We start from the raw sequence: 25,904 nt of genomic DNA, 5'->3' as shown, positions 1-25,904 counted from the left end.
ATAATGCGTATTGGGCTAAAGGCATGCGCCTGGTGGAGATCGGCCGGTTCGGTGCCCCCTACGCCCTCCAGGGGGGCTTAAGGTTCCGCGGTGAGCCGGTGGTGGCTCACCTGGAGCGGGTCTACGTGGAAGGGCATGGCTGGCGGGCGGTGGAGGACCTCTACCCGGTGGGCGGGGACCTGGTGGTCCACCTGGCGGGGGTCGGCACCCGGGAGCTGGCCGAGGCCCTGGTGGGGCTCCGGGTGTACGCGGAGGTGGCGGACCTCCCTCCCTTGGAGGAGGGGCAGTACTACTACTTCGCCCTCATGGGCCTCCCCGTTTACGTGGAAGGGCGGCAGGTGGGGGAGGTGGCGGACATCCTGGACGCCGGGGCCCAGGACGTGCTGGTCATCCGGGGGGTGGGGGAGAGGCTCCGCGATCAGCGGGAGCGCCTTGTCCCCCTGCAGGCCCCCTACGTGCGGGTGGCGGAGGATGGGATCCACGTGGAGCCCATCCCGGGGCTCTTTGACTAGATGCGCTACTCCATCCTGACCCTCTTCCCCGGCCTTATCCGGCCTTGGCTCTCCGAGTCCCTCCTGAAGCGGGCGGCGGCAGAGGGGCTGATTCAGGTGGAGGTGGTGGACCTAAGGGCCTTCGGACTCGGCCGCCACCGCAGCGTGGACGACACCCCTTACGGGGGTGGGGCGGGCATGGTGATCCGGCCCGACGTGGCCGTGGCGGCGGTGGAGTCCGTCCTTCCCGCCGACGAGGTGATCCTCCTCTCCCCGGCGGGGGAGCCCTTCACCCAGAGGGTGGCCGAGGAGCTCGCCACCCGGGAGCACCTGGTCCTCCTCTCCGGGCGGTACGAGGGGTTTGACGCCCGGGTGGAGGCCTTCGTGACCCGCGCCCTCTCCATCGGGGACTACGTGCTCATGGGGGGGGAGGTGGCGGCCTTGGCGGTCCTGGAGGCCACGGCCCGCCTCATCCCCGGGGTCATCGGCGATCCGGAAAGCCACCGCCAGGACTCCTTCGTGCGCGGCCTCCTGGACTACCCCCAGTACACCCGTCCCCCGGAGTTCCGAGGCCTCGTTGTCCCTCTGGTCCTGCGCTCCGGAAACCACCAGGAGGTGGAGAGGTGGCGGCGGAAGGAGGCGCTGAGGCGCACCCTGGCCCTGCGCCCGGAGCTCGTGCGGCAGGCCAGGCTGGGGGCGGCCGAGGCCCTTTGGCTTGCAGAACTGGACCGGGAGGGCTAAACTTAGGGCTGTTGCCCATGAACCCCTTAGGGTTCCTCTGGGGCGGGAGGCGAGCGATGAACCGAGGAGCGCTTTTAAAAGTGGTGGAGTCCCGATACACCCGCACCGACCTGCCCGAGTTCCGCCCGGGGGACACCGTGCGGGTGGCCTACCGGGTGAAGGAGGGTAACCGCACCCGGGTGCAGAACTTTGAGGGGATCGTCATCAAGGTCAAGCGGAACGGCTACAACACCAGCTTCACCGTGCGCAAGGTGAGCTACGGGGTGGGGGTGGAGCGCATCTTCCCCCTCAACTCCCCCTTGATTGAGAAGGTGGAGATCGTCCAGCGGGGACGGGCCCGCCGGGCCAAGCTCTACTTCATCCGGGAGCTTTCCGAAAGGGAGATCCGCCGCAAGCTTCGCGCCGACCGCAAGCGCATCGGCCAGGACCAGGAGCAGGCCAGGGCCGCCAAGGAGGCCGCCGCCGAAGGGGAAGCGCCCCAGGAATAGCCCGGGGCCACCTCATACCACCCCATGCTGGCTTGGGCCAGCATGGGGCCCCGGTCGAAGGGCTTCTGGAGTGCGGAGGGCGCAGGGGGTGAGGCCGCCCCCTAGTTCTTTTCCTTGAGAAACCCCAGGGCCCTGGCCCTCTCCAGGGCTTCCACACGGTTCTTGGCCAGGAGTTTTCCGTAGATGCTTTCCAGGTGGTCCTTCACCGTGTCCGGGGAAAGGCGGAGGGCCTTGGCCATTTCCTTCACGGAAAGCCCCTGGGCTAAGAGCCCGAGCACCTCCATTTCCCTGGGGGTGAGGGTGGGGAGGTCCGGGGGGCGGAGGCGCTCTTCCCCTCGAGCCACCCGCAGCAGGCGCCTTTTCAGCTCGGCGGCGGAGAGCTCCTTGGAGAAGTAGGCGTCTGCCCCGGCCAGGAAGGCCTCCCGCACCAGGGCCGGCTCCTGGTAGGTGGTGAGGAGGGCGATGAGCCCCCCGTAGCGGGCCTCTCGGAGCCTCCGGGTGCACTCCAGGCCGTCCATGCCGGGCATCTTAAGGTCCAGGAGGACGGCCTCGGGGGCTAGGGCCAGGGTCTTGGCCAGGGCCTCCTGGCCCGTGGCCGCCTCCCCCACCACCAGAAGCCCCTCGCCCTCGAGGCCCGCCCGCAGGCCCAGGCGGAAGAGGGGGTGGTCGTCGGCGATGAGCACCCGGAGGCTTTCCACGGCCCCCATCTCCCCCCTAGCATACCCGCGCCAAGGCGGGGCCTATACTGGAGGCATGTCCTTGACCCTGAACGGCCTGGCCCAGCTCTCCGGCCGGGCCTCGGAACACGTGCTCCGGGAGGAGGTGGAGGAGACCGGCCTCGCCCCCGAGGTAATCCTGGAAAAGCTTCGGGAGCGCCTTCTCGTCATGCGGGACTCCATCCGGCGGGGCCTGGCCTCGGATGCCCCCAGCGTGGCCGGGTTGGTGGGCAAGAACGCCAAGACCCTCTGGGAGGCCCCAGATCCCCTGCGGGACCCCCTCCTCAAACGGGTCCAGGCCTACGCCATGGCGGTGAACGAGGAGAACGCCCGCATGGGGCGCATCGTGGCCGCCCCCACCGCGGGAAGCGCGGGCACCCTGCCCGGAGCCCTCCTGGGGGTGGCCGACCACCTGGGCATCCCCGACGAGGAGTTGCTCCTGCCCATGGTGCTGGCGGCGGGGGTGGCCAAGATCATCAGCCGGCAGATCTACATCGCCGGGGCCAGCGGGGGGTGCCAGGCGGAGATCGGCTCCTCCGCGGCCATGGCCGCGGCCGCGGTGACCGAGCTCCTCGGGGGTAGCCCGGAGGCCTGCGCCCACGCGGCCGCCCTGGCCCTGCAGAACACCCTGGGCTTGGTCTGCGATCCCGTGGGGGGGTTCGTGGAGGTGCCCTGCGTGATGCGGAACGGTTTTTATGCGGTCCACGCGGTGAGCGCCGCCTCCATGGCCCTGGCCGGGATCCGGAGCGTCATCCCCCCAGACGAGGTCATCCTGGCCATGGCGGGGATCGGGCGCTTGCTGCCCTTGGAACTCAAGGAAACGGGCCTGGGAGGGCTCGCAGACACCCCCACGGGGCGGAGGCTTGCGGCCAGGGCCCAGGAGGGGAAGCCGGAGGACACCCCCTCCTGAGCCCCGAGACCCTTGGCCAGGCTACTCCTCGCCCTTGGCCACGGGCACCCCCACCAGGTTTCCCCACTCCGTCCAGGAGCCGTCGTAGTTCTTCACGCGGGGGTAGCCCAGGAGGTACTTGAGCACGAACCAGGAGTGGCTGGAGCGCTCGGCGATGCGGCAGTAGACCACCACGTCCTTTTCCCGGGTGACCCCCAGGGGTTCGTAGAGGGCCCGAAGTTCCTCGGCGCTCTTGAAGGTGCCGTCGGGGTTCACCGCCTTGGCCCAGGGGATGTTCTTGGCCCCGGGGATGTGGCCGGCGCGGAGGGCCCCCTCCTGGGGGTAGTTGGGCATGTGGGTGAGCTCGCCCCGGTACTCCTCCGGGCTCCGCACGTCCACCAGCACCCCCTTGCCCTCCTTTACCTTGAGGATGTGCTTTAACACCTCGTCCCGGTACGCGCGGATGGACTCGTCCCGGTAGGGCACCTGGTACTGGCCCCGGGGGTAGCTGGGCACCTCCGTGGTGAGGGGGCGGCCCTCCTCCAACCACTTCTGTCTTCCCCCGTTCATGAGGCGCACGTCCGGGTGGCCGTTGTACTTGAAGAACCAGAAGGCGTAAGCCGCCCACCAGTTGTTCTTGTCCCCGTAGAGGACCACGGTGGTGTCGTTGGAGATGCCCAAACGCTCCATGAGGGCGGCAAACCCCTCCTCGTCCACGAAGTCCCGCACCACCGGGTCCCAGAAGTCCCGTTGCCAGTCTATCTTCTGCGCCCCCGGGATGTGGCCGGTCTCGTAGAGGAGGATGTCCTCGTCCACCTCCAGGATCCGCACCTGGGGGTCGTCCAGGTGGTTCGCCACCCATTCGGTGCTCACCAAGACCTCGGGATGGGCGTAGCCCATGGCCTCACCTCCTCAGGGCACTATACCCCTGAGCAAGGTGGTGGCAATGGCGGGGCTCACATTTGCCCCAGAAGGGCTTGTGGCGGGGGGTGGTTTTTGGTATAAAGACCCCTGGGGAGTAGCCGCCCCGAAACGGGGCCAGCCGGCCGTCAGTACGGGAGGTTTCCCCGGTCGGCTGGGGCGCCTAAAGGCGCATGGCGAGACCACCTGTACGGGTGGCCTCGAGGTTTTTGCTACTCCCAAAGGAGGTGGCGATGGACGTACTGGCGCTGGTACTCATGGGGTTGGTCTTCGTGGCCAGCCTGCTCATCCAAGGTGGTCTGCAGGCGACCTTTGCCCGCTTCAGCCGGGTGGCCAACAGCCGGGGCCTCACCGGGGCCCAGGTGGCCCGGGCCATCCTGGACGCCCACGGGTTAAGCCACGTGCGGGTGGAAGCGGTGCCCGGGGCCCTCACGGACCACTACGACCCCCATGCCAAGGCGGTGCGGCTCTCCGAGCCCAACTACGCCTCGCCGAGCCTGGCCGCCCTGGCGGTGGCCGCCCACGAGGTGGGGCACGCGGTGCAGGATGCGCACGGGTACGCCTGGCTGAGGGTGCGGGCAAGCCTCTGGCCCGCGGCCAGCCTCGGGAGCAACCTGGGGCCCATCCTGGTCCTGGCGGGGTTGATGCTGGGGGCCTTTGGCCTCGCCAAGCTGGGCCTCTACCTCTACCTGGCCGTGGCCCTCTTCCAGCTCGTCACCCTGCCCGTGGAGTTCGACGCTTCCCGCAGGGCCTTGGAGTTCCTCCGGCGCATGGGCTTCCTGAGCCAGGGGGAGATGGGCCCTGCCCGCCAGGTGCTCACCTGGGCCGCCCTCACCTACGTGGCCGCCTTGGCCAGCTCCTTGGCCACCATCCTCTACTACGCCAGCCTGCTCATGGGCCGGCGGGAGGAGTAGATGCCCCTGCTCCTCTGCCCCAACTGCCAGGTGGGCATGAGGGAGGTGGAGCGGCGCGGCGTCCTGATAGATGTCTGCCCCCGGTGCGGCGGGGTGTGGCTGGACAAGGGGGAGCTGGAAAAGCTCCTTGCCGAGGCCAAGGAGGTGGAGCGCCGCTACGAGGAGGAGCTGGAGGGCTTCTACCGCAAGGAGGGTAAGCCCTACAAGAAGAAAAGGGGATTTTTTGACCTCTTTGACCTCTTGGACTAGGCCTTGGAAAGGAACCCCCGGGGAGCTTGCCCCGGGGGTTTAGCCGCTCTACTCCGCCTTTTTAAGCCGCAGGTACCAGCGGCGGTACTCGGCGTACTCGCCCTTCTTGGCCTCGTCGGCCTTCAGCTCGGAGAGGGTGGCCGGGGGCTTGACGATGCCGGGGTCGCCGGGCTGCCAGTCGGCGGGGGTGTTGAGGCCGGTGCGGTCCGTGAACTGAAGGGCGCGGATGAAGCGCAGGATCTCGTCTATGTTGCGGCCCGTGGTGAGGGGGTAGTAGAGCATGCCCCGGAGGATGCCGTTGGCGTCGATGATGAACACGGCCCGCACCGCAGCCGTTTCGCTGGCGGCGGGGTGGATCATGCCGTAAAGCTTGGACACCTTCATGTCCAGGTCGGCGATGACCGGGAAGCCGATGGTGATTCCCGACATCTCCTCCAGGTCCTTGAGCCAGGCCAGGTGGGCGTGGATGGAGTCAATGGAGAGGCCCACGAGCTGTACCCCCAGCTCCTCAAACTCCTTCTGCCTCCGGGCGAAGGCCAGGAACTCCGTGGAGCAGACCGGGGTGAAGTCCGCGGGGTGGCTGAAGAGGACCACCCACTTGCCCTTAAGGTCGGAGAGGCGGAGCTCTCCCGCGGTGGTTTTGGCCACGAAGTCGGGGGCCGGCTCGTTCAGACGGGGTAGGGTGAAGGTTTCCTCCATGGGTTTCCTCCTTCGGCTGGTGGGCCAGCCGAAGGCCACTATACCCCATCGGGGTATAGTGTGCAAGTGATTCTCGTTAGCGAAAGTCGCCCGAGCCGCCGATCTGCCCCCGTTCCCACCGGGAGCGGAGCTTTTCCAGGTTGGCCTGGGCCACGGCCTCGAGGCTCACCCCCAGGTCGGTGGCCACCTGGGCCACGTACCAAAGCACGTCCCCAAGCTCGGCCAGGAGGGCCTCCCGGGCCTTGGGGGTGAGGCTTCCGCCCTCATCCCGCAACACCTTCTTCACCTTGTTGGCCAGCTCCCCCGCCTCCCCCACCAGGCCCAAGGTGGGGTAGAGGAGGCGGTAGGCCTCGGGATAAAGGGCCGTCTTCTGGGCTTCCCTCTGGTACTCCTCAAGGGTCATGGGCCACCTCCTTGCGGATGGAATACACCCGGCTCACCCCTCCCTCCGCGGTCACGCCGTAAAGGGCGTGGCAGGCCTCCATGGTGCGCTTCTGGTGGGTCACCAGGAGGAACTGCCGCCCCGAGGCCAAAAAGCGGGTGAAGCGGAGGAGGTTGGCCTCGTCCAGGGCCGCATCCACCTCGTCCAAAACCGCCAAGGGCAGGCCCCCTTGCAGCTCCCCCAGGGCGAAGAGGAAGGCCAAGGCCCCCAGGGTCTTCTCCCCCAGGGAGAGGAGGCGCAGGTCCTGGGTGCGCTTGCCCGGGGGGACCAGGAGGAGGCGCAGGCCAGGGCCTTCCCGCCGGGCCTCGGCCCTGGCCCCGAGGAGGGCCAGGGCATGGGTCCGAAAAGCTTCCTGGAAGCGCAGAAAGCTTTCCCTCAGGCGCTCCCCGTATTCCCGCTCCACCCCCTTGACCTCGGCCTCGAGGCGGAGGAGGGCCTCTGAGGCCTCGGCCACCTCCCGCTCCTTGGCCTCCAGGAGGGGCCTAAGGGTTTCCAGCTCCCGTTCCGCCAGGGCGTTCAGCGGGCCCAGGGCCGCCTGTTCCCGCTCCACCTGGGCGAGCCGGGCCTGCAGGGCCCTAGGGGTGCCGGGGTGGCGGGGGCCAGGGGGGAGGGCGGCCACCTCCCGGGCGAGTTCCTCCGCCAGGGCCTCCCTTCGGGCCAGGGTGAGGCCCAGGCCTTCCCGTTCCGCCAGGAGGCCGTTCCAGCGGGCCAGGGCCTGGGCCAGGGCCTCCTCCGTGCGGCGCCTTTCCCGGCGCACCTGGGCCAGGGCCTCCTCCAGGGCCCCTGCCTCCGCCTCCAGGGGGGCGAAGGCCTTCAGGCGGGCTTCCAGCCCTTCCAGGCGCTCCCGCACCCGGCGGGCCTCCGCCTGGGCCGCTTCCCAGGCCTCCCGGGCCTGGGCGAGGAGGCGCCAGCGCTCGTGGGCCTCCGCCTGGGCCAGGGCCTCCTCCAGGGCCGCCCTTTCCCGCCAGAGGGCCTCCAGGCGCCCCTCGTCCCAGCGCGCCTCGGGGGGGCTTGGGGGCCTGGGAGGAGGGGGGGGCGGGGTGGCGAGCCGGCCCCTTAGGGCGGCCACCTGGACCCGCAGGCCCTCCAGGGCCCGGGGCTCGGGGAGGGGGGCCAGGGCCTCCCGGAGGGACCCCGCCTCCTCCTCCAGGCGGGCGAGTTCCCGGGAGGCCTCCTCCAGCCGCAGGCGGAGGCGCAGAGCCTCCCCGCCCCCCCGCACCCTCCCTCCCGTGAGGGCCCCGCTCCGCTCCAGGACCTCGCCCTCCAGGGTCACCAGGCGCTCCCACCCCCCCGCCTTCCGGTAGGCCAGGGCCGCCTCCAGGTCCCGGAAGACCAGGGTGTCGGCGAGGAGGGTGCGGAGGACGGCCTCCTCGGGGAGGCCCGAAAGCCGCAGCCGGGCCAGTCGGTAGGCCGGGCCCAAAAGCCCCTCGGCCCGGCGGGGCGGGGGCGGGGGTGGGGGGTCTAGGAGGGTGAGGGGCAGGAAGGTGGCCCGCCCCCCGTGGGCCTTGAGGTGGGCGATGGCCCCCTTGGCCGCCTCCTCGTCCTGGGCCAGGACCCACTGGAGCCTGGGGCCCAAGGCCACCTCCAGGGCCAGCTCCAGGCCGGGCTCGGGGCGGACCAGATCGGCCACCACGCCCAGGATGCCGGGAAGGCTTCGGGCCCGCCTCGGGCCTTCCTGGAGGTCGGCGCCCGAGGCCAGGAGGTCTTGCAGCCGGGCCACCTCCCGCCTCAGGGCCTCCGCCTGGGCCAGGGCTTCCCGAAGCCGCGCCTCCAGGGGTTGCCGCCGCCCCACCTCCTTCTCCAGGGCCTTAAGGGCCCCCTCCTTGGCCGCGAGTTCCGCCTCGAGGCGGGCCCGCTCCGCCAGGGCCTCCTGGTGGGCGCGCAGGCGCTCCTGGTGGCGGGCCGCCTCCAGCTCGTAGCGGCGGTAAGCCTCCTCCAGGCGGCGCTTTTCCCCAAGCAGCCTGGCCTCCGCCTCCCGCAGGGCCTTGAGGCGGCGCCGGGCCTCCTCCCGGCCCAAGGGGGGCGGAGGGGGTGGGGGGCCCGGGTCCTCGGGGGGTGGGCGGTCCAGGGTGCGGAGCACCCGGGCGAGCTCCCGGGCCTCCGCCTGGAGGGCTTCCTTCTCCCGGAGGCCCAGGCGCACCTCCTCCAGGCGCCCCCTAAGGGCCTCCTCCTCCCCCGCCAGGGCCTCCCGGCGGGCCTCCAGGGCCTGGCGCTCCGCCTTAAGCCTTTCCTCCTCCTCGGCCAAGGCCTTCAGGCGGCTTCTGGCCCCTTCCGCCTCCTTCTCCGCCTCCTCCTTGCGGGCCAGGAGGAGGCTTCGCCGCAAGTCCACGGCCAAGGCGGCGAGCTCCCGGGCCCGGGCGGCCCGCCCCGCCTCCTCCTCCAGGGCGTGAAGCCTTTCCTTGAGGGTATGGAGTTCCTTCTCCTTGGCCTCGAGGAGGGCGTGGGCCTCCTTGAGGCGGGCCTCCGCCACGCGGGCGGCCTCGGCCACGGGCCTTAACCCCGAGGCCTCCTCCAGGTGGGCCAGGAGGGTTTCCTCCGGGGCCTCCAAAAGGGCCCCAATCTCCCCCTGGCCCACGATGGCGTACCCGCCCCGGCCGAGCCCCGTGCCCGCCAGGTGGAGGGCCAGGGCCTTGGCGCTCAAGGGGCGGCCGTTCACCTGGAAGAGGGAGCGCTCCCCTTCAATGCGGCGCTCCACCACCAAGCGCTCCCGGCCCCGGGAGAGCTCGAGGCGCACCTCGGCCATCCCCTGGGAGGGGCGCCCCTCCGCCCCGTGGAAGAGGAAGCTCTGGAGCTCCTGTCCCCTTAGCTCCTGGGCCCGGGCCCCGGTGACGAAGCGCAGGGCCTCCACCAGGTTGCTCTTTCCGGAGCCATTGGGCCCGATGATGCCCGTGACGGGATCGGGGAAGTCCAATAGGGTGCGGTCCGCGAAGGACTTGAACCCCTGGAGGACCAGGCGGTCGATGCGCCAGGTGGGCCCGTCCTTCATGGCAGGCGGATGGGTTGGCGGAGGTCCAGGTGGGCCAGGCCCGGGCTGGGCTGGCCCTCCACCAGGAAGAGGACCTCCTCCCCCTCGGGGAAGGTGGCGAGAAGGGTGTAGGCCAGGCTGTAGAGGCGGTAGACCTCCTGGGTGGCGTCCAGCCCTTGGACGAAGTCGCCGGGGAGGTCCACCACCAGGCGCTTGCCCTGGCGGAAGAGGGCTTTGGGCACGGGGGCCCCCAGGGCCTCGGCCCACACGTCCAGGGCCTTGGCCTCGGCGGTTTCCCCGGGGGCCAGCTCCAGGTTCCGGACCTCCTTGAGGAAGCCCTGGGGCGGGTTGGGCCGGTAGAGGGTCAGGGCCAGCTGGTTGGGGGCTGCGGGCTCTCCTGAGGGCAGGGGGAGGGCCCCGGCGGCCTGGTGCCCTTGGCCTTGCCAAAAGGCCAGGGCCCCCAGGAGGAAGAGGAAGAGGCCGAGGAGGTTCCAAAGGGTCAGCACGCGCCGCATGGTTACTCCAAGTAGGTGCGGATGGCCTGGGCGATGGCCTCGGCCACCTGGTCGCGGGAGGCCTGGGTCTTGAGGCGCTCCACCCCCACCTCCAGCAACACCGCGGCCCCGGGGACGTCGGTGAGGGCGTAGGGGCCCTCGGCCTTGGCCACCACGATGCCGAGGGCGGAGAAGGCCCTTTCCAGGGCCTGGGCCAGGAGGCGGGGGTCCCCCGCGTGGGCCTTGAGCAGGGCCACCTGCTCCGGGGGGGCCGTGCGCAGGAGGGCCTCGGCGTTTCGCCCGAGGGGCGCGGAGCGGGCCTGGAGCAGGTAGAGGTTCACCGCGCTCCCTTGGGTCACGTGGAGGGAGACCACCACGGAGGCGGTCTCCGCCTGGCGCAGGCGGGCCTCGAGGGGCACCTCCTGGTCGCCCTGCCGGGTGAGGCGGCTTCCCGGAACCCGGGCCGCCACCTTCCGGGCCAGGTCCAGGGTGAGGTCCTTCTCCAAAAGCCCGGCTTGGGCGATGCCGGGGTCCCTGCCCCCGTGGCCGGGGTCCAGGAGGACCAGGGGCCTGGGCCGGGGCAGGGGGCCCCACTCCAAGGCCACCCGGCCACCCCCAGGGTAGTAGAGGCGGCTCGGGGGCGCCTCCAGGGCCAGGCGAAGCCCCAGGGCCTCCTGGGCGAGCCCCGCCCCCTCCCCCTGGGCCAGGAGGAAGAGGACGCTGTTGCCCTCGAGGAGGGCGTTCACCTCCCGGGAGAAGCGCAACACCATTCTCCCCGCCCCCCGCTCCGCCTCGAGGAGCCGGGCCCAGGGGAGGGTCAGGAAGATGCCCTCCTGGGCCCGGTACGTGAGGCCCAAGGCCTCGGCCAGGGGGCGCAAGGGAACCCAGGCCTCCTGGCCCCGCTGCCAGGCGGCCCCCGCCCTCGCCGCCTGGGCCTCGTCCTCCACCAGGGGGAAGGAGCGGTAGCGGCTCCCAAGCCCCAGGGCCACCTTTCCCTCCCCCTGCCACAGGGCGAGCCCCAGGCCCCGGGCCACCAGGCGCGCCTCCCCGTAGGCCACGCCCCGGCCCCCAGGGTAGAGGGCCTGGCCCACCTCGCTCCCCACCTTCAGGGGCTTGGGGGCCTGGGCCAGGGCGGGAAGGAGCAGGAGGGCCACCGCCAAAAGCCTCATAGCTCCTCCAAGGCCCGGCGCACCGCCTGCCTTTTGTCGTCTTCCTTCTTCTGGTAGGCCTTCTTCCCCCGGGCTAGGCCCAGGAGCACCTTGGCGTAGCCGCGCTCGTTGAAGTAGATCTTGAGGGGCACCAGGGTGAGGCCCCGCTGCTCCACCTTGCCCCGGAGCCGGTTGAGCTCGTGGCGGTGGAGGAGGAGCTTGCGCTTTCTGCGGGGGTCCACGTTGCTGTAGGACCCCTTTTCGTAAGGGGCGATGTAGAGGTTTTCCAGGTAGAGCTCGCCGTCCTCAAACTTGGCGAAGCTTCCCGTGAAGTCCACCTTGCCCGCCCGCAGGGACTTCACCTCCGTGCCCCGAAGCGCGATCCCCGCCTCGTAGGTTTCCAGGATCTCGTAATCGTGCCGCGCCCGGCGGTTCTCCAGCACGGAGCCTATCTTAACCGATAGGCCTGGGGGCGGCGGTGCGCCAAGAGCGGGTAGCGCTTCCGGTAGGCCCGGAGAAACCCCCAGTCCGGTTCCGCCAGGAGGAGCCCCTCCTCCTCCCTGCGGCCCAAGACCTTCCCGTCGGGGCCGATGAAGAGGGTGGGGCTTCCCGTGTCGGCGCGGCTTGCCAGGAAGAGGTAGGCCTGGTTCTCCGCCGCCCGGGCCCGGGCCAGGACCTCCATGAGCTCGGCGTAGGCCCCGGGCCAGGCCGCCCCCACCAGGAAGGCCTCCGCCCCCATGAGGGCGTGGCTCCGGAAGAGCTCGGGGAAGTCCAGGTCGTAGCAGAGGGCAAGCCCGAAGCGGATCCCCTCCCAGAGGAAGGCCACGGCCTCCTCCCCGGGGAGGAGGCCCTGGTCCCCCTCCTCCTCCTCGGGGAGGTAGAGGTGGACCTTGTCGTAAAGGGGCCCCCCGGGGAAGACCTGGAGGCGGTTCCTGGGCCCCTCCGCCAGGTGGCCCACCGCCAGGAGGACCCCCGTGTCCTGGGCCAGGGCCCCCAGGGCCTCGGGGAGTTCGGGAGAGGGGCGTTTGCCCAGGGTGAGCTCGGGCAGGAGGAGAAGCCCCGCCCCCTCCTCCCGGGCGGCCCGGGCCAAGGGGGCGAGGGCCCGAAGGAGCTCCTCCAGGCTTTCCCGCCTGCCCAGGTGGGCCAGGGCGAGGCGCATCTACCTCCGGCCCAGGAAGCGCCAGGCGCTGGGGAGGAGGAGGGCGGCCAGGACCGCCTTCACCAGGTCGCCGGGGATGAAGGGGAAAAGCCCCATGGCCAAGAGGGCGGAAACGCCCCCGAACTTGCCCGCGCCCATGAGCCAGGCGGCCAGCCAAGGAAGCCCCACCAGGTAGAGGAGGGCGTTCCCCAGGAGCATGGCGAGGAGGGTGCCGAGGAAGTGCCGGTCCAGGCCGAACCGCTCCACCAAAAGCCCCACCAGGCCCGCCGCCAGGGGGAAGGCCAGGAGGAAGCCCCCGGTGGGGCCTAGGATCTTGGCGACCCCCCCCGTGCCCCCGGCGAAGACGGGAAGGCCCATGGCCCCCTCCAGGAGGTAGGCCAGGAGGGCCAGGAAGCCCAGGCGGCTTCCCAAAGCCGCCCCCACCAGGAGGAGGCCCAGGGTCTGCCCGGTGATGGGGACCGGGGTGAAGGGAAGGGGTAGGGCGATCTGGGCGGTGAGGGCCACGAAGAGGCTTCCCGCCAGGATGAGGCTCAGGTCGCGGGCCAGGGAGCGCCGGGGCCAGAGGGTCTTGGCCAAGGGGGTATAGGCGAGGGTTTCCGTTTTCATCCGCACCTCCCGTGCCGCCTGCGGGCGGCTGTCAACCAAAATAGGCGAGGGTGGTTGACGGGTCAAGGGAAAGGCCCCCCTGAACCCGGTGGGGGCAGGAGCTTATGGAAGGGGCGGTATACTGAAGCCGTGGCCTTTGCCCCTTCACCCCCGGCGCCGGGGGACAAAGGGCTTGGAGCCTTTCCATCCAGGAGGTGGACTATGAAGGTAGGCATCAACGGGTTCGGCAGGATCGGCCGCCAAGTCTTCCGCATCCTCCACCAGCGGGGGGTGGAGGTGGCCCTCGTCAACGACCTCACCGACAACAGGACCCTGGCCCACCTCTTGAAGTACGACTCCATCTACCACCGCTTCCCAGGCCAGGTGGGCTACGACGAAGCGAACCTCTACGTGGACGGCAAGGCCATTCGGGCCACCGCCATCAAGGACCCCAAGGAGATCCCCTGGGGGGAGATGGGGGTGGGCGTGGTCATTGAGTCCACGGGGGTCTTCACCGACGCGGAGAAGGCCCGGGCCCACCTCGAGGGAGGCGCCAAGAAGGTCATCATCACCGCCCCGGCCAAGGGGGAGGACATCACCATCGTCATGGGGGTGAACCACGAGGCCTACGACCCGGCCCGGCACCACATCCTCTCCAACGCCAGCTGCACCACCAACTCCTTGGCTCCGGTGATGAAGGTTCTGGAGGAGGCCTTCGGCGTGGAGAAGGCCCTCATGACCACGGTCCACTCCTACACCAACGACCAGCGGGTCCTGGACCTGCCCCACAAGGACCTCAGGCGGGCCCGGGCGGCGGCCATCAACATCATCCCCACCACCACGGGGGCGGCCAAGGCCACGGCCCTCGTCCTCCCCTCCCTCAAGGGCCGCTTTGACGGCTCTGCCCTCCGGGTGCCCACGGCCACGGGGAGCATCTCCGACATCACCGCCCTTCTCAAGCGGGAGGTCACCGCCGAGGAGGTGAACGCGGCCCTGAAGGCGGCGGCGGAGGGACCCTTGAAGGGGATCCTGGCCTACACCGAGGACGAGATCGTCCTCCAGGACATCGTCATGGACCCCCACTCCTCCATCGTGGACGCCAAGCTCACCAAGGCCATCGGCAACCTGGTGAAGGTCTTCGCCTGGTACGACAACGAGTGGGGGTACTCCAACCGGGTGGCGGACCTGGTGGAGCTGGTCCTCAAGAAGGGGGTCTAGATGCGCACCCTCAAGGACCTGGACCCCAAGGGCAAGCGGGTCCTGGTGCGGGTGGACTACAACGTTCCCCTAGGGGATGGGAAGGTCCAGGACGAGACCCGCATCCGGGAAAGCCTCCCCACCCTGCGCCACCTCCTGGCCGGGGGGGCCTCCTTGGTCCTCCTCTCCCACCTGGGCCGCCCCAAGGGGCCTGACCCCAAGTACTCCTTGGCCCCCGTGGGGGAGGCCCTGAAGGCCCACATTCCCGAGGCCCGCTTCGCCCCCTTCCCCCCGGGCTCGGAGGAGGCCAGGCGGGAGGCGGAGGCCCTGAGGCCCGGGGAGGTCCTCCTCCTGGAGAACGTCCGCTTTGAGCCCGGGGAGGAGAAAAACGACCCCGAACTCGCCGCCCGCTACGCCAGGCTTGGGGACGCCTTCGTTCTGGACGCCTTCGGGAGCGCCCACCGGGCCCACGCCAGCGTGGTGGGGGTGGCGCGGCTTCTCCCCGCTTACGCGGGCTTCCTCATGGAGAAGGAGGTGCGGGCGCTTTCCCGCCTTCTTATGGACCCCGAGAGGCCCTACGCCGTGGTCCTGGGGGGGGCCAAGGTTTCCGATAAGATCGGGGTTTTGGAAAGCCTTCTCCCCCGCATAGACCGCCTCCTCATCGGGGGGGCCATGGCCTTCACCTTCATCCGCGCCCTCGGGGGAGAGGTGGGGAAGAGTCTGGTGGAGGAGGACCGGTTGGAGCTGGCCCGGGACCTCCTGCGGCGGGCCGAGGCTTTGGGGGTGAGGGTCCACCTTCCCCAGGACGTGGTGGCGGCGGAGCGCATAGAGGCGGGGGTGGAGACCCGCACCTTCCCCGCGGACGCCATTCCCATCCCCTACATGGGGCTGGACATCGGGCCCAAGACCCGGGAGGCCTTCCGGGAGGCTTTGGCGGGGGCCAGGACCGTCTTCTGGAACGGGCCCATGGGGGTCTTTGAGGTCCCTCCCTTTGACGAGGGGACCCTCGAGGTGGGCCGGGCCGTGGCCGCCCTCGAGGGCGCCTTCACCGTGGTGGGGGGTGGGGACTCGGTGGCGGCGGTGAACCGCCTGGGCCTCGGGGCCCGCTTCAGCCACGTGTCCACCGGGGGTGGGGCCAGCCTGGAGTTCTTGGAGAAGGGAACCCTGCCGGGCCTGGAGGTGCTGGAGTAGAGGAGGCCACGCCCCTCCTTTATGATGGCCCCATGCGCCGGGTACTGGTGGCAGGCAACTGGAAGATGCACAAGGTTCCCTCGGAGGCCCGGGTCTGGTTCGCAGAGCTGAAGCGCCTTCTGCCCCCCCTGGCCTCGGAGGTGGTCGTCCTCCCCGCCTTTCCCATGCTCCCCGCGGCCAAGGAGGTGTTTGCCGGCACCCAGGTGGCCTACGGGGCCCAGGACGCCTCCGCCCACAAGGAAGGGGCCTACACCGGGGAGGTGTCGGCCCGGATGCTTTCCGACCTGGGGTGCCGTTACGCCATCGTGGGCCACTCGGAGAGAAGGCGGTACCACGGGGAAAGGGACGCCCTGGTGGCCGAGAAGGCCAAAAGGCTTTTGGAGGAGGGGATCACCCCCATCCTGTGCGTGGGGGAGCCCTTGGAGGTGAGGGAGAGGGGCGAGGCGGTGCCCTACACCCTAAACCAGCTCCTGGGGAGCCTGGAGGGGGTAGAGCCCGGAAGCCCCGACCGCCTGGTGGTGGCCTACGAGCCCGTCTGGGCCATCGGCACCGGCAGGAACGCCACCCCCGAGGACGCGGAGGCCATGCATCAGGAAATCCGCAAGGCCCTCGCCCGGCGGTACGGGGAGGCCTTCGCGGGCAGGGTTCGCATCCTCTACGGGGGCAGCGTGAACCCCAAGAACTTCGCCGACCTCCTCTCCATGCCCAACGTGGACGGGGGGCTCGTGGGCGGGGCGAGCCTGGAACTGGAGAGCTTCCTGGCCTTCCTCCGGATCGCGGGTTAGGGGAGCACCCGGATGGTGCCCTCCTGCGCCACCACGTGAAAGTGCCGGTCCAGGCTTAAAACCAGGCCCCCACTCCGCTCCGCCACGGCGATGACCGCGGCATCGGCGAAGCCCAAGGGCAGGTCCCGGTACCGGGCCACGAGCGCCCTGACCCGGGGCAGGTCCTCTTCCCCGCACTCCAGGGAGAAGGCCCCGGCCTCGAGGTCTTGGAGGAAGGCCTCGAGGGCCGCAAGGCCCAGGCGTCTTTCCGCCAGGTGGGCGATCTCGGGGAGGATGCCCATGGGCACCAGGTAGGGACCAGGATCAGAAAGAAGGAGCGCCTTGACGCGGCCGTGGTCCGGGTCCTTCCGGTTCAGGAGGGCGAAGAGGGCGGAGGTGTCCAGGGTGATCATCGCTCAAGCCAAGCCCTTTCCAGCCACCCCTCGGAGGTGCGCCCGGAGAGTTCCTCGTCCTCGCCCATGCCTAAGGAACGAAAGGTGGGTCTTTGGCGCTGGGCAAGGTAGGCGGCCAAGGCCTCCCGGATGAGCTCTGCCTGGCTTTTGCCCTCCCGCCGCGCGGCTTCCTTTAGGGCGCGGTGAAGCTCAGGAGGGAGGTAGAGGGTCGTCTTCTCCATGCCTTCGCTTTACACCACATATGGTAGCCATCATATCAGCTCAAGGGTTGGATCCGAAAGGACCACGGTCGGTCAACACCACTGAGACTGGGAGCGGTTTTTCCTCAAGAACTCCAAGAGGGCCAGCCCCCCTAAGGCCGTGCGCCGTCTTCGGCGGTAGGAAGTGGTCTGGCACCAATTTAGGTTACCTGGTTCTTGAGGAGCTTCCACGTTCCGGTGGTGGCCCAGGTGGGCTCGACCACGCTTCCTGGCCGAGGCCATGGTGTGGGGGTGCGGCCCGGCTGCGGGAGGGGAGACGGACGGCGGGGTTCTTATCCCCCGCCTGCCGGTGCTTTTCCTCGACTGGCCCACCGGGTTGAGGGCAACGGGTGCGGGCTTATGTGGAAGGTGCCAGTCTTGGGCCAAGGGCAAATGTCCCTTGTACCCCACATTGTTTTTCCCCTAGGATGCGGGAGGAGGTGAAAGTATGAGGGGGCGCTTTCTAAAATGGCTCCTTTTTTGCGTGATCGGCGGGATGGTGGTGGCGGCGGCGCAGGGGGCGGTGGACCCGTGGCGCGTGATGCGGGGAGGGACGCTTTACGACCACTGGATCAAGGCCAAGGGCGTGGAAACGCCAGCGGGAGACCACCCCCTGTGGGCCTTGCAGAGCACCAACACCCGTAAGGGCACGGACACCTGGCGGTGCAAGGAGTGCCACGGTTGGGACTACCTGGGCAAGGACGGGGCTTACGGTTCCGGCTCCCACTATACGGGGTTCATTGGGGTGTTGCAGGTCAAGGACCAGCCCCTGGCCGAGATCCTGGCCATGCTGAAGGGGAGCACCAACCCGAAGCACGACTTCTCCCGTTACCTTAGCCAGGAAGACCTCGAGGACCTCGCCCTTTTTCTGAAGTACGGCACGGTAGACATGCGCCTCCTGGTGGACTACCGCGCCAAAAAACCCCTTAAGGCCCAGCCCGACTTGGCCGTGGGCCGGGCCATCTACCGGGTGTGCGCCTCGTGCCACGGGGAGCAGGGCAAGAACATCAACTTCGGCACCGCAGACGCCCCCGAATACGTGGGCACCCTGGCGAAGAGCAACCCGCAGGAGACCCTTCACAAGCTCCTCAACGGCCAGCCAGGGAACTTCGTCATGCCCGGCATGTGGTTCCTGAGCCCAGACCAGCTCCAGGACCTCTTGGCCTACCTGCAGACCCTGCCGGAGAAGTAAGGAGCTGAGTGCCCCGCCGCGGCTTTTGCCGCGGCGGGGGACCCTTGAGCCCGGCCCCGGGCTTGGCTAACCCAACCCAAAAGGATAGCAACCCCTATTTGGTGGCCCAGGGGGGTTGGCAGCTGGCTAAAATGGCCCCGTGGCCCTGGATTTCCCGGCAAGCCCCCTGGCCCCGGTCCTCCGACTCCTGGAAAGGGGCCAGGAAAAGGAGGCGGAAGCCCTCCTCCAAAGCCCCCAAGAAGGCCTCCCGGAGGCCGAGCGCCTGGCCCTCCTGGGCTTTCTTGAGGGCCGCAAGGGGAACCTCGCCGCCTACCGGGCCCTGGCCCTGGAGGCCGCCCAAAGGGCCCAGACCCCCCTCACCCTCTACCACCTGGGCCTGGCCCTGCCCCCAAGGGCGGGGGCCCTGGCCCTGGAGGAGGCCCTGCGCCGCTTCCGGGGGGACCCCAAGGGGGAGGCCCGGCTCGCCTTCGCCCTGGCCCGCACCTTGAGGCGGCTCGGCCGCCTACGGGAGGCCTTGGGCTACGCTGCCCTGGCCCTTTCCTGGGGCTTTGGCCCCTTCGCCCTCCTGGAGTGGGCCTGGCTCACCCTCCTCGCCGAGGAAGACCCTCCAATCCCCGACCTCCTCCGCCAGGTGGAACTCCTGGCCCTGGAGGGGGGCACGGGGCTCTACGCCCGCTTCCTCATGGCCCACCTGCGCTTCCTCCAGGGGGAGGAGGCCTCGGGGAGGGCCTACCTGCGCAAGGCCCTGGAGGAGGCCCCCCTGCCGAGCCTTCCCTACCTGGCCCCCGCCGGGGTGCGCCTCCTGGGGAAGGAGGCCCTCCCCTTCCTCCAGGCCGCCCGGCCCTGGGCCAAGGAGGGCCTCTCAGGGGCCCTCCTCGCCCTGGCCGAGGGGCTCTACCGGGAGGAGGAGGAAGGGGTGGCCCGGGCCCTTCCCCTCCTCCTGGAGGAGGCGGGGGAGGAGGCCCTGAGAGGGCTGCTCTTCCTGGGAAGGCCCCATCCCCTCCTGGGGGAAGTCTCCCAAAGGGGACGGGGGCTCCTTTGGCCCGCGGTCCCCTCGCCCCACTTCCAGGCCCTGGGGGAGCCCAGGCTTAACGGGGAGCCCCTGCCCCTGCGCCAGGCGGAGCTCCTCACCCTCCTCCTCGCCCGGCGGGAGGGGTGGAGGGGGGAGGACCTGGCCCTGGCCCTCTACGGGGAGGCCAACGGGCCGGCCCTCCGCATGGAGGTGCTGCGCCTGAGGCGGCGGGGGCTTGCCCTGCAAAGCCACCCCTATCGCCTGGCCCAGGCCCTTTCCGCGGACTTCCTGGAGGTGGGGGAAGCCCTGGTCCAAGGGAACCTAAGGAGGGCCCTGGCCCTCTACCGGGGCCCCCTCCTCCCCCGAAGCCAGGCCCCGGGGGTGGAGGCCCTGAGGGGGGAGCTGGAAGGGGCCCTGAGGCGGGCGGTCTTGGCCCGGGGCGACACGGAGAGCCTCTTCCTCCTGGCCGAACGCCTGGGGGAGGACCTGGAGGTGTGGGAGGCCCTCCTGGAGAGGCTACCCCCCCAGGACCCCCGCCGCCCCATCGCCCAGGCCCGGGTGGAGAGGCTCAGGGGGGAATGGGGCCTCTAGAGCCCCGGCCCCGGGGGCAGGCAGTGGGGGGTGAGGCACTGGGGAAACATCCCAGAACCCCCGAGGAAAGCGAGGAGAAGCCACAAGAGCCCCATGCCCCAAGGTTACCCGGGCCCACGTAACCTCCGCGTAACGCCGAAGGGCCTTTATGAGGGCTTCATGAGTTACGCGGGCGTTACCTCCCCCCTGCTACCCTGGGGCCCAGGGATGACCCAGGGGGATGGATAGCCATGCAAGACGGAATGTTGCAGCTACCCGTGGTGAACCTCCAGGAACACGCCCAGGCACCAGCCCGGGGAGGGATGAACTACAAACCAAGCCGCTTTAACCACTTCCACACCCTGCCTACGGGCGAGAAGCTCGCCTACAACTCCCTCTCCGGGGGCCTGGCCGTCCTGGACCCGGAGGGGTGGGCGCGTTACACGGCCCTGGCCAAGGGAGCGCCCCTGGACCCCAGCAACCCCGTGGACCAGGGGCTCTTGGAAGGCCGTTTCCTGGTTCCCGAGGCCTTTGATGAGGTCGCCTACCTTAAGACCCTCCACCTGCGGCAACGCTACGCCGCGGAGACTTGGAGCCTAACCATCTGCCCCACCATAGACTGCAACTTCGGCTGCGACTACTGCTTCCAGCGGCACCGGGTCAGCCGCATGACCGAGGCGGTTCAGGCCAAGCTCCTGGACATCTTTGCCCAAAAAGCCCCCCGCCTTAGCAAGTTCTTCGTCACCTGGTTTGGCGGCGAGCCCACCCTGGCCTGGGATGTTGTCCAGAGGCTATCCCAGGGGTTCTTGGAGGTAGCCGAGAAGAACCGCGTGGAGTACAGCGCGAGCCTCATCACGAACGGCTACCTCCTGGACGAGGGGAAGGTGGCGGACATGGTCCGTTACCGCATTCACCTGGTCCAGATCACCCTGGATGGCGACGCCCCCTACCACGACCAGCGCCGCCACCTCCTTTCCGGGGAGGGGAGTTTTGAGCGCATTCTGGCCAACCTGCGCCTCTTCCTAGGCCAACCCGTCTTCGTCCATATCCGGGTCAACGTGGATGTGCGAAACCAGGAGGGTGTGCCTGCCCTGCTGAAGCGTCTGGCCGAGGAAGGGCTGGCCCACCAGGGGAACCTACGGGTCTACTTTGCCCCCGTGACCTCCACCGCCCCGCCAAGCCACGGGGTCAAAGGGTTCTGCTTTACCCGGAAGGACTTCGCCAGGATTGAGCCCGAGTACTTCACCCTGGCGGAAAGCCTTGGCCTGGCCACCTTCAAGTGGAACTGGAAGCGTACCTTTACCTTGCTAGCTGAACGTGCAGGCGAGGCGGAGCCGGCACCTCGCCCCTGCACGGGCTAGGGAAGGAGGTGAGGAGGATGCGGTGGGTGGTGAAGCCTGGTCTGCGTATAGCTCCTAGCGGCGATTGTGGCTACAATTGTGGGCAGAATTCGGGCTGCGTCCACAACACCAAGCTTTGGTAGCTGAGGCTTAAGTAAGGAGGCCAAGGTAGCCTGTGTAGCGAAGAAATCAAGGTGCCTTGGCCTCATACTCCGGAATAGCGATGAGCCGGTTCCAGTGGTTGGCCGAAGTAAGGTTGATGTTGGAGCACTATAGGCTATATTGGCTCAACTTCCTCTCCGGCATATTGGCAGATGTATTGTTTTTCTATGCCATTTTAATCGGCCTGAAAAGCGTAACGAAGACATCTCTATCAAACCTAGACCTAGGCTCTCTGCTCGCCCTATACGGTGTCTCCACATTCACAGGGGCCCTTTGGCGAACATTTGCTTCGAATATTTTGAACGAGAGCTTGCTCGGAACCATAGAGCACCTCTCTCTAGCAAGGGGAGGGCTACTTACCCAGCTAACGGTAAGGGCCTTTGTCCTGGGCCTAAACGGGGGGCTATATGCTGCGGTGGTGCTCCTGGTGCTCTACTGGGTGAGCGACATTTCCTTCCAACCCTCCTGGTGGTGGCCGCTTGGCGTGCTGGCCTTCCTTCCACTAAACCTCGGCTTAGCTTTCCTCATGGGATCCTTGGGACTTCTCTTTAGACGGGTAGATAGCCTTTTTGTTGTGCTCAATTTCATACTGCTCCCCTACTTTCTTTCCCTCACCCAATGGCAGCCCTACATGGCCTACCTCCCCTTCGCCCCGGGAGCCCACCTGGTGCGGCTCGGGTTCACGGGCGGGGAGTTTGACCGGGAGATCTTCCTCCTGGCCCTCCTCCAGGGCCTCCTCCTCTTGGGGGCGGGCCTTTGGGCCATGACCTCCATGTACCGGCTGGTGCGCAGGCGGGGCACATTCGGGAGGTACTGATGCGGCTTATCGCCAGGGACATCCACAAGCGCTACGGGAAGCTGGAGGCCCTCAAGGGGGTGAGCCTGGAACTCGCCCAGGGGGAGATCCTGAGCCTCCTCGGCCCCAACGGGGCGGGGAAGACCACCCTGGTCAAGATCCTCCTGGGTCTCCTCCTGCCCGACGCGGGGGAGGTGGTGCTGGAGGAAGGCCCCGTGCGGCGCAGGCCCCAGGGCCACGAGTTCGGGGTCCTCCTGGAGGGAAGCCGCAACCTCTACGTAAACATGAGCCCCCTGGTGAACGCCCTCTACTTCGGGGGCATCCGGGGGCTTGCCCCCAGGGAGGTCCGCCCCCGGTTTGAGGCCTGGATGGAGCGCTTCGGCCTCCGCGACAGGCTCCACGCCCCCCTCGCCTCCCTCTCCCGGGGCATGCAGCAGAAGGCGGCCCTGGCCCTGGCCTTGGCCCTGGAGCCCAAGTTCCTCCTTCTGGACGAGCCCACCCTGGGCCTGGACCCCGTGAGCCGGAGGGAGTTTGAGGGGATCCTCCTGGAGCTCAAGGGGGAGGGCTGGGGCATCCTCCTCACCTCCCACGACCTGGACGGGGTGGAGCGGGTGAGCGACCGGGTGGCTTTCCTCCACGGGGGGGAGGTGCGGAAGGAGGGCCCCACCCGGGCCCTCCTCCGGGACTGGGCGGGGGAGGGGTACCGGGTGCGCCTGGGGGAGCCCAGGGCGGAGGCCCTCCTTGGGGCCCTCGGGCCCGGCTGGCGCGCGGAGGGGCCCGAGGTCCTCTTCTTCCAGGGGCCGTGGGGGGCCCTCAAGGAGGCCCTGAAGGGCCTTCCCGTGGAGGTCCTGGAGGTTTCCCGGGGGACGCCGAGCCTGGAGGCCCTCTTCCTCCACCTCTTCGGGAAGGGGCCTGCCCAGGGGGCAAGGGGGTAATCCCTGCTCCTCCCAGGCGGCTTGAGGTTGCGCTAACCTATCCCCATGCGCCTCCACCCCCGCACCCAAGCCGCCAAGGAAAGCATCTTCCCCAAGATGAGCGCCCTGGCCCAGCGCTTAGGAGCGGTGAACCTGGGCCAGGGGTTTCCCTCCAGCCCCCCGCCCGCCTTCCTCCTGGAGGCGGTGCGGCGCGCCTTGGGGCGGTACGACCAGTACGCCCCCCCAGCGGGGCTTCCCGCCCTTAGGGAGGCCCTGGCCGAGGAGTTTGGGGTAGAGCCCGAAAGCGTGGTGGTCACCTCCGGGGCCACGGAGGCCCTCTTCGTCCTCCTGCAAAGCCTCCTGGGCCCGGGGGACGAGGTGGTGGTCCTGGAGCCCTTCTTTGACGTCTACCTGCCGGACGCCTTCCTGGCGGGGGCCGAGGCCCGCCTGGTGCGCCTTGCCCTCACCCCGGAGGGCTTCCGCCTGGACCTCGCCGCCCTGGAGGGGGCCATCACCCCGAGGACCCGGGCCCTCCTCCTCAACACCCCCATGAACCCCACGGGGCTTGTCTTCAAGGAGGCGGAGCTACGGGCCATCGCCCTTCTCGCCCGGCGCCATGACCTCTTCCTCATCTCCGATGAGGTCTACGACGAGCTCTACTACGGGGAGCGGCCCAGGCGCCTGAGGGACTTCGCCCCCGAGCGTACTTTCACCGTTGGGAGTGCGGGCAAGCGCCTCGAGGCCACCGGCTACCGGGTGGGCTGGATTGTGGGCCCTGAGGAGTACATGCCCACCCTGGCGGGGATGCGCCAGTGGACCAGTTTTTCTGCCCCGAGCCCTTTGCAGGCGGGGGTGGCGGAGGCCCTGAAGGCGGCGAGGCGGGAGGGGTTCTACGAGGCCCTGCGGGAGGGCTACCGGAGAAGGCGGGACCTCCTGGCCGGGGGGCTTAGGGCCCTGGGGCTTCGCGTTTACCTGCCGGAGGGCACGTACTTCCTCATGGCGGAGCTACCGGGCTGGGACGCCTTTCGCCTCGTGGAGGCGGCCCGGGTGGCCCTGATCCCCGCCACCGCCTTCTACCGGGAAGACCCCCCCAAGAACCTCTTCCGCTTCGCCTTTTGCAAGGGGGAGGAGGAGCTTCACCTGGCCCTGGAGCGGTTGGGCGCCGTGGTAAACTCCCCCTTGTGAAGCCTAAAGTGGTGCGGTATCTGGAAAAGGACGGCTTCCCCCTAGGGGAGGAGGAGGCCCAAAGGCTCTACCGGGCCATGCGGCGGGCCCGGTTTTTTGACGAGAAGGCCCTGACCCTCCAGCGCCAGGGGCGGCTTGGCGTCTACGCCCCCTTCATGGGCCAGGAGGCGGCCCAGGTGGGGGTGGCCCTGGCCCTGGGGGAGGGGGACTGGGTGGTCCCCAGCTACCGGGAAAGCGCCATGCTCCTCGCCCGGGGGCTTCCCATCCACACCCTGATCCTCTACTGGCGGGCCCACCCTGCGGGCTGGGGCTTCCCCGAGGGGGTCAGGGCCGTGAACCCCTACATCCCCATCGCCACCCAGATCCCCCAGGCGGTGGGGCTCGCCTTGGCGGGGCGGTACCGGGGGGAGAACTGGGTGGTGGCCACCTCCATCGGGGACGGGGGGACGAGCGAGGGGGACTTCCACGAGGGGCTGAACTTCGCCGCGGTCTTCGGCGCCCCCGTGGTCTTCCTGGTCCAGAACAACGGGTATGCCATCAGCGTCCCCCGGAGCAAGCAGATGCGGGTGGACTACATCGCCCGGCGGGCCGAGGGGTACGGGATGCCCGGGGTGGTGGTGGACGGGAACGACGCCATCGCCGTCTACCTGGAGGCCAGGAAGGCGGTGGAACGGGCCCGCAAGGGAGAAGGCCCCACCCTCCTCGAGGCCCTCACCTACCGCCTCGCCCCCCACACCACCTCCGACGACCCCACCCGCTACCGCTCCAAGGAGGAGGAGGAGGCCTGGCGGGCCAAGGACCCCCTCCTCCGCCTGAGGAAGGCCCTGGAGGCGCGGGGCCTGTGGGACGAGGAGGCGGAAAAGGCGCTCCTTTTGGAGCTTGAGGAGGAGTTCCAAAGGGAGCTCGCCCTGGCCGATGAGGCCCCCGAGCCCAGGCCCGAGGAGATCGTGGAGCACGTCTACGCGGAGATGGGCCCCGACCAGAGGCGGGCCTGGGAGGCGCTTAGGCGGGGCCTGCACGTGGAGGAGGCATGGTGAGGGAGAAGACGCGCGTCCTCAACCTGGTCCAGGCCATCAACGAGGCCCTGGACCTGGCCCTCGCCCGGGACGAACGGGTTTTGGTCTTCGGGGAGGACGTGGGGCGGCTCGGGGGGGTCTTCCGGGTCACGGAGGGCCTGCAGGAGAAGTACGGGGAGAAGCGGGTCTTTGACACCCCCCTGGCGGAAAGCGGCATCCTGGGGCTCGCCATTGGCCTGGCCATGGGGGGGATGCGGCCCGTGGCCGAGATCCAGTTCGCTGGGTTCCTTTACCCCGCCCTAGACCAGATCCTCTCCCACCTGGGCCGCTGGCGCCACCGCTCCCGGGGGCGGGTGGGGCTTCCCGTGGTGGTGCGGGCCCCCTATGGCGGGGGCGTCCACACCCCGGAGCAGCACGCGGACTCCCCCGAGGCCCTCCTCGCCCACACCCCCGGGGTCAAGGTGGTGATCCCCTCAAGCCCGGAGAGGGCCAAGGGGCTCCTCCTCGCCGCCATTGAGGACGAGGACCCGGTGTTTTTCCTGGAGGCCATCAAGCTCTACCGGGGCGCGAGGGCCGAGGTGCCCGAGGGGTACTACACCCTGCCCCTGGGCAGGGCCCGCGTCCTCCGGGAGGGGAAGGCGGCCACTTTAATCGGCTACGGGGGCATGGTGGAGGTGATGCTGGAGGCGGCGGAGGTGGCGCAAAGGGAGGGGGTGGAGGTCATGGTGGTGGACCTGGAGACCCTCGTCCCCTTGGACGAGGACACCCTGCTTTCCGCCGTGAGGGAGACGGGCCGGGCCATCGTGGTCTACGAGGCCATGCGCACCGGGGGCTTCGGGGCGGAAATCGCCGCCCGCATCGCGGAAGGGGCCCTGGACTACCTCCAGGCCCCCGTCCTCCGGGTGGCGGGCTACGATGCCCCTTACCCGCCCTTCAGCGCCATCGAGCACCTCTACCGGCCAAACGCGAGGCGGGTGCTCGCCGCCCTGAGAAAGGCGCTAACCTACTAGGG

At 69.3% G+C, this 25,904-nt stretch carries 29 protein-coding genes; 17 read left to right on the top strand and 12 right to left on the bottom strand.

Annotated elements, in window-relative coordinates; translation table 11 throughout:
* Positions 1 to 23: 23 nt before the first annotated feature.
* The 3 genes from rimM to rplS are packed head-to-tail and all read left to right on the top strand — an operon-like array spanning position 24 to position 1,720.
* Positions 24 to 512, top strand: a complete 489-nt coding sequence (gene rimM / locus ACYQ0J_RS02305) for a ribosome maturation factor RimM (protein ID WP_460170578.1) — start codon at positions 24 to 26, stop codon at positions 510 to 512.
* Entirely contained in the window at positions 513 to 1,232 is a 720-nt protein-coding gene (gene trmD / locus ACYQ0J_RS02300; protein WP_460170577.1) for a tRNA (guanosine(37)-N1)-methyltransferase TrmD, read from the top strand.
* A 56-nt stretch (positions 1,233 to 1,288) separates the two neighbouring features.
* Complete coding sequence (gene rplS / locus ACYQ0J_RS02295; protein WP_460170688.1) at positions 1,289 to 1,720, top strand: 50S ribosomal protein L19; 432 nt, start codon at positions 1,289 to 1,291, stop codon at positions 1,718 to 1,720.
* Between the two features lie 101 nt (positions 1,721 to 1,821).
* On the opposite strand, the gene ACYQ0J_RS02290 is transcribed toward rplS, so the two are convergent.
* Positions 1,822 to 2,427 (bottom strand): response regulator, encoded by a 606-nt coding sequence (locus ACYQ0J_RS02290; RefSeq protein ID WP_460170576.1) that lies wholly within the window; start codon positions 2,425 to 2,427, stop codon positions 1,822 to 1,824.
* A gap of 46 nt (positions 2,428 to 2,473) precedes the next feature.
* Here ACYQ0J_RS02290 and sdaAA point away from each other — a divergent pair, with 46 nt between their 5' ends.
* Entirely contained in the window at positions 2,474 to 3,346 is an 873-nt protein-coding gene (gene sdaAA / locus ACYQ0J_RS02285; RefSeq protein WP_460170575.1) for an L-serine ammonia-lyase, iron-sulfur-dependent, subunit alpha, read from the top strand.
* 21 nt (positions 3,347 to 3,367) lie between these two features.
* On the opposite strand, the gene ACYQ0J_RS02280 is transcribed toward sdaAA, so the two are convergent.
* Complete coding sequence (locus ACYQ0J_RS02280) at positions 3,368 to 4,225, bottom strand: sulfurtransferase (protein WP_460170574.1); 858 nt, start codon at positions 4,223 to 4,225, stop codon at positions 3,368 to 3,370.
* 254 nt (positions 4,226 to 4,479) lie between these two features.
* On the opposite strand from ACYQ0J_RS02280, the gene ACYQ0J_RS02275 reads away from it, so the two are divergent.
* Together ACYQ0J_RS02275 and ACYQ0J_RS02270 are read left to right on the top strand one after the other, a co-directional pair.
* Positions 4,480 to 5,160, top strand: coding sequence for a zinc metallopeptidase (locus ACYQ0J_RS02275; protein ID WP_460170573.1), 681 nt, complete (start codon positions 4,480 to 4,482; stop codon positions 5,158 to 5,160).
* Positions 5,161 to 5,409: a TFIIB-type zinc ribbon-containing protein gene (locus tag ACYQ0J_RS02270; RefSeq protein ID WP_460170572.1), complete on the top strand. Its 249-nt coding sequence runs from the start codon at positions 5,161 to 5,163 to the stop codon at positions 5,407 to 5,409.
* Positions 5,410 to 5,457: 48 nt separating this feature from the next.
* Here the strand turns inward: ACYQ0J_RS02270 and ACYQ0J_RS02265 are convergent, their stop codons facing one another.
* From ACYQ0J_RS02265 to ACYQ0J_RS02230, 8 genes are all read right to left on the bottom strand, one after another.
* Positions 5,458 to 6,108 (bottom strand): peroxiredoxin, encoded by a 651-nt coding sequence (locus tag ACYQ0J_RS02265; RefSeq protein ID WP_460170571.1) that lies wholly within the window; start codon positions 6,106 to 6,108, stop codon positions 5,458 to 5,460.
* Between the two features lie 76 nt (positions 6,109 to 6,184).
* On the bottom strand, positions 6,185 to 6,511 hold the full coding sequence (locus ACYQ0J_RS02260; protein ID WP_460170570.1) for a nucleoside triphosphate pyrophosphohydrolase family protein: 327 nt from the start codon (positions 6,509 to 6,511) through the stop codon (positions 6,185 to 6,187).
* The gene (locus ACYQ0J_RS02255; RefSeq protein WP_460170569.1) at positions 6,501 to 9,536 is read right to left on the bottom strand and encodes an AAA family ATPase; all 3,036 of its coding nucleotides are present in this window, start codon (positions 9,534 to 9,536) and stop codon (positions 6,501 to 6,503) included. Before ACYQ0J_RS02255 ends, ACYQ0J_RS02260 begins: the two co-directional genes overlap by 11 nt.
* Positions 9,533 to 10,030: a GerMN domain-containing protein gene (locus ACYQ0J_RS02250; protein ID WP_460170568.1), complete on the bottom strand. Its 498-nt coding sequence runs from the start codon at positions 10,028 to 10,030 to the stop codon at positions 9,533 to 9,535. The genes ACYQ0J_RS02255 and ACYQ0J_RS02250 overlap by 4 nt, the downstream gene beginning before the upstream one ends.
* A gap of 2 nt (positions 10,031 to 10,032) precedes the next feature.
* Entirely contained in the window at positions 10,033 to 11,178 is a 1,146-nt protein-coding gene (locus tag ACYQ0J_RS02245) for an N-acetylmuramoyl-L-alanine amidase family protein (protein ID WP_460170567.1), read from the bottom strand.
* Positions 11,175 to 11,609, bottom strand: a complete 435-nt coding sequence (smpB, locus tag ACYQ0J_RS02240) for an SsrA-binding protein SmpB (RefSeq protein WP_460170687.1) — start codon at positions 11,607 to 11,609, stop codon at positions 11,175 to 11,177. Before smpB ends, ACYQ0J_RS02245 begins: the two co-directional genes overlap by 4 nt.
* Positions 11,606 to 12,316, bottom strand: coding sequence for a carbon-nitrogen hydrolase family protein (locus ACYQ0J_RS02235; protein WP_460170566.1), 711 nt, complete (start codon positions 12,314 to 12,316; stop codon positions 11,606 to 11,608). The genes smpB and ACYQ0J_RS02235 overlap by 4 nt, the downstream gene beginning before the upstream one ends.
* Positions 12,317 to 12,922: a biotin transporter BioY gene (locus ACYQ0J_RS02230; protein ID WP_460170565.1), complete on the bottom strand. Its 606-nt coding sequence runs from the start codon at positions 12,920 to 12,922 to the stop codon at positions 12,317 to 12,319.
* A 201-nt stretch (positions 12,923 to 13,123) separates the two neighbouring features.
* On the opposite strand from ACYQ0J_RS02230, the gene gap reads away from it, so the two are divergent.
* The 3 genes from gap to tpiA are packed head-to-tail and all read left to right on the top strand — an operon-like array spanning position 13,124 to position 16,074.
* Positions 13,124 to 14,119 (top strand): type I glyceraldehyde-3-phosphate dehydrogenase, encoded by a 996-nt coding sequence (gap, locus tag ACYQ0J_RS02225; protein ID WP_460170564.1) that lies wholly within the window; start codon positions 13,124 to 13,126, stop codon positions 14,117 to 14,119.
* Positions 14,120 to 15,289: a phosphoglycerate kinase gene (locus ACYQ0J_RS02220; RefSeq protein WP_460170563.1), complete on the top strand. Its 1,170-nt coding sequence runs from the start codon at positions 14,120 to 14,122 to the stop codon at positions 15,287 to 15,289.
* 32 nt (positions 15,290 to 15,321) lie between these two features.
* Complete coding sequence (tpiA, locus tag ACYQ0J_RS02215) at positions 15,322 to 16,074, top strand: triose-phosphate isomerase (protein WP_460170562.1); 753 nt, start codon at positions 15,322 to 15,324, stop codon at positions 16,072 to 16,074.
* On the opposite strand, the gene ACYQ0J_RS02210 is transcribed toward tpiA, so the two are convergent.
* Both ACYQ0J_RS02210 and ACYQ0J_RS02205 read right to left on the bottom strand, forming a co-directional pair.
* A complete protein-coding gene (locus ACYQ0J_RS02210; protein ID WP_460170561.1) occupies positions 16,071 to 16,466 on the bottom strand; it encodes a type II toxin-antitoxin system VapC family toxin in 396 nt (131 codons plus the stop codon). The genes tpiA and ACYQ0J_RS02210 overlap by 4 nt on opposite strands.
* Positions 16,463 to 16,687: a ribbon-helix-helix domain-containing protein gene (locus tag ACYQ0J_RS02205; protein WP_460170560.1), complete on the bottom strand. Its 225-nt coding sequence runs from the start codon at positions 16,685 to 16,687 to the stop codon at positions 16,463 to 16,465. The genes ACYQ0J_RS02210 and ACYQ0J_RS02205 overlap by 4 nt, the downstream gene beginning before the upstream one ends.
* A gap of 466 nt (positions 16,688 to 17,153) precedes the next feature.
* Here ACYQ0J_RS02205 and ACYQ0J_RS02200 point away from each other — a divergent pair, with 466 nt between their 5' ends.
* The 8 genes from ACYQ0J_RS02200 (at position 17,154) to ACYQ0J_RS02165 (ending at position 25,902) form a co-directional block, all read left to right on the top strand.
* Entirely contained in the window at positions 17,154 to 17,897 is a 744-nt protein-coding gene (locus tag ACYQ0J_RS02200) for a c-type cytochrome (protein WP_460170559.1), read from the top strand.
* 139 nt (positions 17,898 to 18,036) lie between these two features.
* Positions 18,037 to 19,500, top strand: coding sequence for a hypothetical protein (locus ACYQ0J_RS02195; protein WP_460170558.1), 1,464 nt, complete (start codon positions 18,037 to 18,039; stop codon positions 19,498 to 19,500).
* Positions 19,501 to 19,730: 230 nt separating this feature from the next.
* On the top strand, positions 19,731 to 20,840 hold the full coding sequence (locus ACYQ0J_RS02190; RefSeq protein ID WP_460170557.1) for a radical SAM protein: 1,110 nt from the start codon (positions 19,731 to 19,733) through the stop codon (positions 20,838 to 20,840).
* Positions 20,841 to 21,555: 715 nt separating this feature from the next.
* Positions 21,556 to 21,798: a hypothetical protein gene (locus ACYQ0J_RS02185; RefSeq protein ID WP_460170556.1), complete on the top strand. Its 243-nt coding sequence runs from the start codon at positions 21,556 to 21,558 to the stop codon at positions 21,796 to 21,798.
* Complete coding sequence (locus tag ACYQ0J_RS02180) at positions 21,798 to 22,712, top strand: ABC transporter ATP-binding protein (protein WP_460170555.1); 915 nt, start codon at positions 21,798 to 21,800, stop codon at positions 22,710 to 22,712. The genes ACYQ0J_RS02185 and ACYQ0J_RS02180 overlap by 1 nt, the downstream gene beginning before the upstream one ends.
* A gap of 45 nt (positions 22,713 to 22,757) precedes the next feature.
* Complete coding sequence (locus ACYQ0J_RS02175; protein WP_460170554.1) at positions 22,758 to 23,876, top strand: pyridoxal phosphate-dependent aminotransferase; 1,119 nt, start codon at positions 22,758 to 22,760, stop codon at positions 23,874 to 23,876.
* A complete protein-coding gene (gene pdhA / locus ACYQ0J_RS02170) occupies positions 23,873 to 24,913 on the top strand; it encodes a pyruvate dehydrogenase (acetyl-transferring) E1 component subunit alpha (protein WP_460170553.1) in 1,041 nt (346 codons plus the stop codon). The genes ACYQ0J_RS02175 and pdhA overlap by 4 nt, the downstream gene beginning before the upstream one ends.
* The gene (locus ACYQ0J_RS02165; RefSeq protein ID WP_460170552.1) at positions 24,907 to 25,902 is read left to right on the top strand and encodes an alpha-ketoacid dehydrogenase subunit beta; all 996 of its coding nucleotides are present in this window, start codon (positions 24,907 to 24,909) and stop codon (positions 25,900 to 25,902) included. Before pdhA ends, ACYQ0J_RS02165 begins: the two co-directional genes overlap by 7 nt.
* Positions 25,903 to 25,904: the final 2 nt, after the last annotated feature.

Source organism: Thermus sp. FJN-A, assembly GCF_054655095.1.
The sequence above is the reverse complement of the archived record's forward strand: the minus strand, read 5'-3'. Positions and strand labels throughout refer to the sequence as shown.

Excerpts from the sequence above, each read along its gene's own strand:
- rimM (WP_460170578.1), top strand. The coding sequence starts at position 24 with ATGCGCCTGGTGGAGATCGGCCGGTTCGGTGCCCCCTACGCCCTCCAG.
- trmD (WP_460170577.1), top strand. The coding sequence starts at position 513 with ATGCGCTACTCCATCCTGACCCTCTTCCCCGGCCTTATCCGGCCTTGG.
- rplS (WP_460170688.1), top strand. The coding sequence starts at position 1,289 with ATGAACCGAGGAGCGCTTTTAAAAGTGGTGGAGTCCCGATACACCCGC.
- ACYQ0J_RS02290 (WP_460170576.1), bottom strand. The coding sequence starts at position 2,427 with ATGGGGGCCGTGGAAAGCCTCCGGGTGCTCATCGCCGACGACCACCCC.
- sdaAA (WP_460170575.1), top strand. The coding sequence starts at position 2,474 with ATGTCCTTGACCCTGAACGGCCTGGCCCAGCTCTCCGGCCGGGCCTCG.
- ACYQ0J_RS02280 (WP_460170574.1), bottom strand. The coding sequence starts at position 4,225 with ATGGGCTACGCCCATCCCGAGGTCTTGGTGAGCACCGAATGGGTGGCG.
- ACYQ0J_RS02275 (WP_460170573.1), top strand. The coding sequence starts at position 4,480 with ATGGACGTACTGGCGCTGGTACTCATGGGGTTGGTCTTCGTGGCCAGC.
- ACYQ0J_RS02270 (WP_460170572.1), top strand. The coding sequence starts at position 5,161 with ATGCCCCTGCTCCTCTGCCCCAACTGCCAGGTGGGCATGAGGGAGGTG.
- ACYQ0J_RS02265 (WP_460170571.1), bottom strand. The coding sequence starts at position 6,108 with ATGGAGGAAACCTTCACCCTACCCCGTCTGAACGAGCCGGCCCCCGAC.
- ACYQ0J_RS02260 (WP_460170570.1), bottom strand. The coding sequence starts at position 6,511 with ATGACCCTTGAGGAGTACCAGAGGGAAGCCCAGAAGACGGCCCTTTAT.
- ACYQ0J_RS02255 (WP_460170569.1), bottom strand. The coding sequence starts at position 9,536 with ATGAAGGACGGGCCCACCTGGCGCATCGACCGCCTGGTCCTCCAGGGG.
- ACYQ0J_RS02250 (WP_460170568.1), bottom strand. The coding sequence starts at position 10,030 with ATGCGGCGCGTGCTGACCCTTTGGAACCTCCTCGGCCTCTTCCTCTTC.
- ACYQ0J_RS02245 (WP_460170567.1), bottom strand. The coding sequence starts at position 11,178 with ATGAGGCTTTTGGCGGTGGCCCTCCTGCTCCTTCCCGCCCTGGCCCAG.
- ACYQ0J_RS02235 (WP_460170566.1), bottom strand. The coding sequence starts at position 12,316 with ATGCGCCTCGCCCTGGCCCACCTGGGCAGGCGGGAAAGCCTGGAGGAG.
- ACYQ0J_RS02230 (WP_460170565.1), bottom strand. The coding sequence starts at position 12,922 with ATGAAAACGGAAACCCTCGCCTATACCCCCTTGGCCAAGACCCTCTGG.
- gap (WP_460170564.1), top strand. The coding sequence starts at position 13,124 with ATGAAGGTAGGCATCAACGGGTTCGGCAGGATCGGCCGCCAAGTCTTC.
- ACYQ0J_RS02220 (WP_460170563.1), top strand. The coding sequence starts at position 14,120 with ATGCGCACCCTCAAGGACCTGGACCCCAAGGGCAAGCGGGTCCTGGTG.
- tpiA (WP_460170562.1), top strand. The coding sequence starts at position 15,322 with ATGCGCCGGGTACTGGTGGCAGGCAACTGGAAGATGCACAAGGTTCCC.
- ACYQ0J_RS02210 (WP_460170561.1), bottom strand. The coding sequence starts at position 16,466 with ATGATCACCCTGGACACCTCCGCCCTCTTCGCCCTCCTGAACCGGAAG.
- ACYQ0J_RS02205 (WP_460170560.1), bottom strand. The coding sequence starts at position 16,687 with ATGGAGAAGACGACCCTCTACCTCCCTCCTGAGCTTCACCGCGCCCTA.
- ACYQ0J_RS02200 (WP_460170559.1), top strand. The coding sequence starts at position 17,154 with ATGAGGGGGCGCTTTCTAAAATGGCTCCTTTTTTGCGTGATCGGCGGG.
- ACYQ0J_RS02190 (WP_460170557.1), top strand. The coding sequence starts at position 19,731 with ATGCAAGACGGAATGTTGCAGCTACCCGTGGTGAACCTCCAGGAACAC.
- ACYQ0J_RS02180 (WP_460170555.1), top strand. The coding sequence starts at position 21,798 with ATGCGGCTTATCGCCAGGGACATCCACAAGCGCTACGGGAAGCTGGAG.
- ACYQ0J_RS02175 (WP_460170554.1), top strand. The coding sequence starts at position 22,758 with ATGCGCCTCCACCCCCGCACCCAAGCCGCCAAGGAAAGCATCTTCCCC.
- ACYQ0J_RS02165 (WP_460170552.1), top strand. The coding sequence starts at position 24,907 with ATGGTGAGGGAGAAGACGCGCGTCCTCAACCTGGTCCAGGCCATCAAC.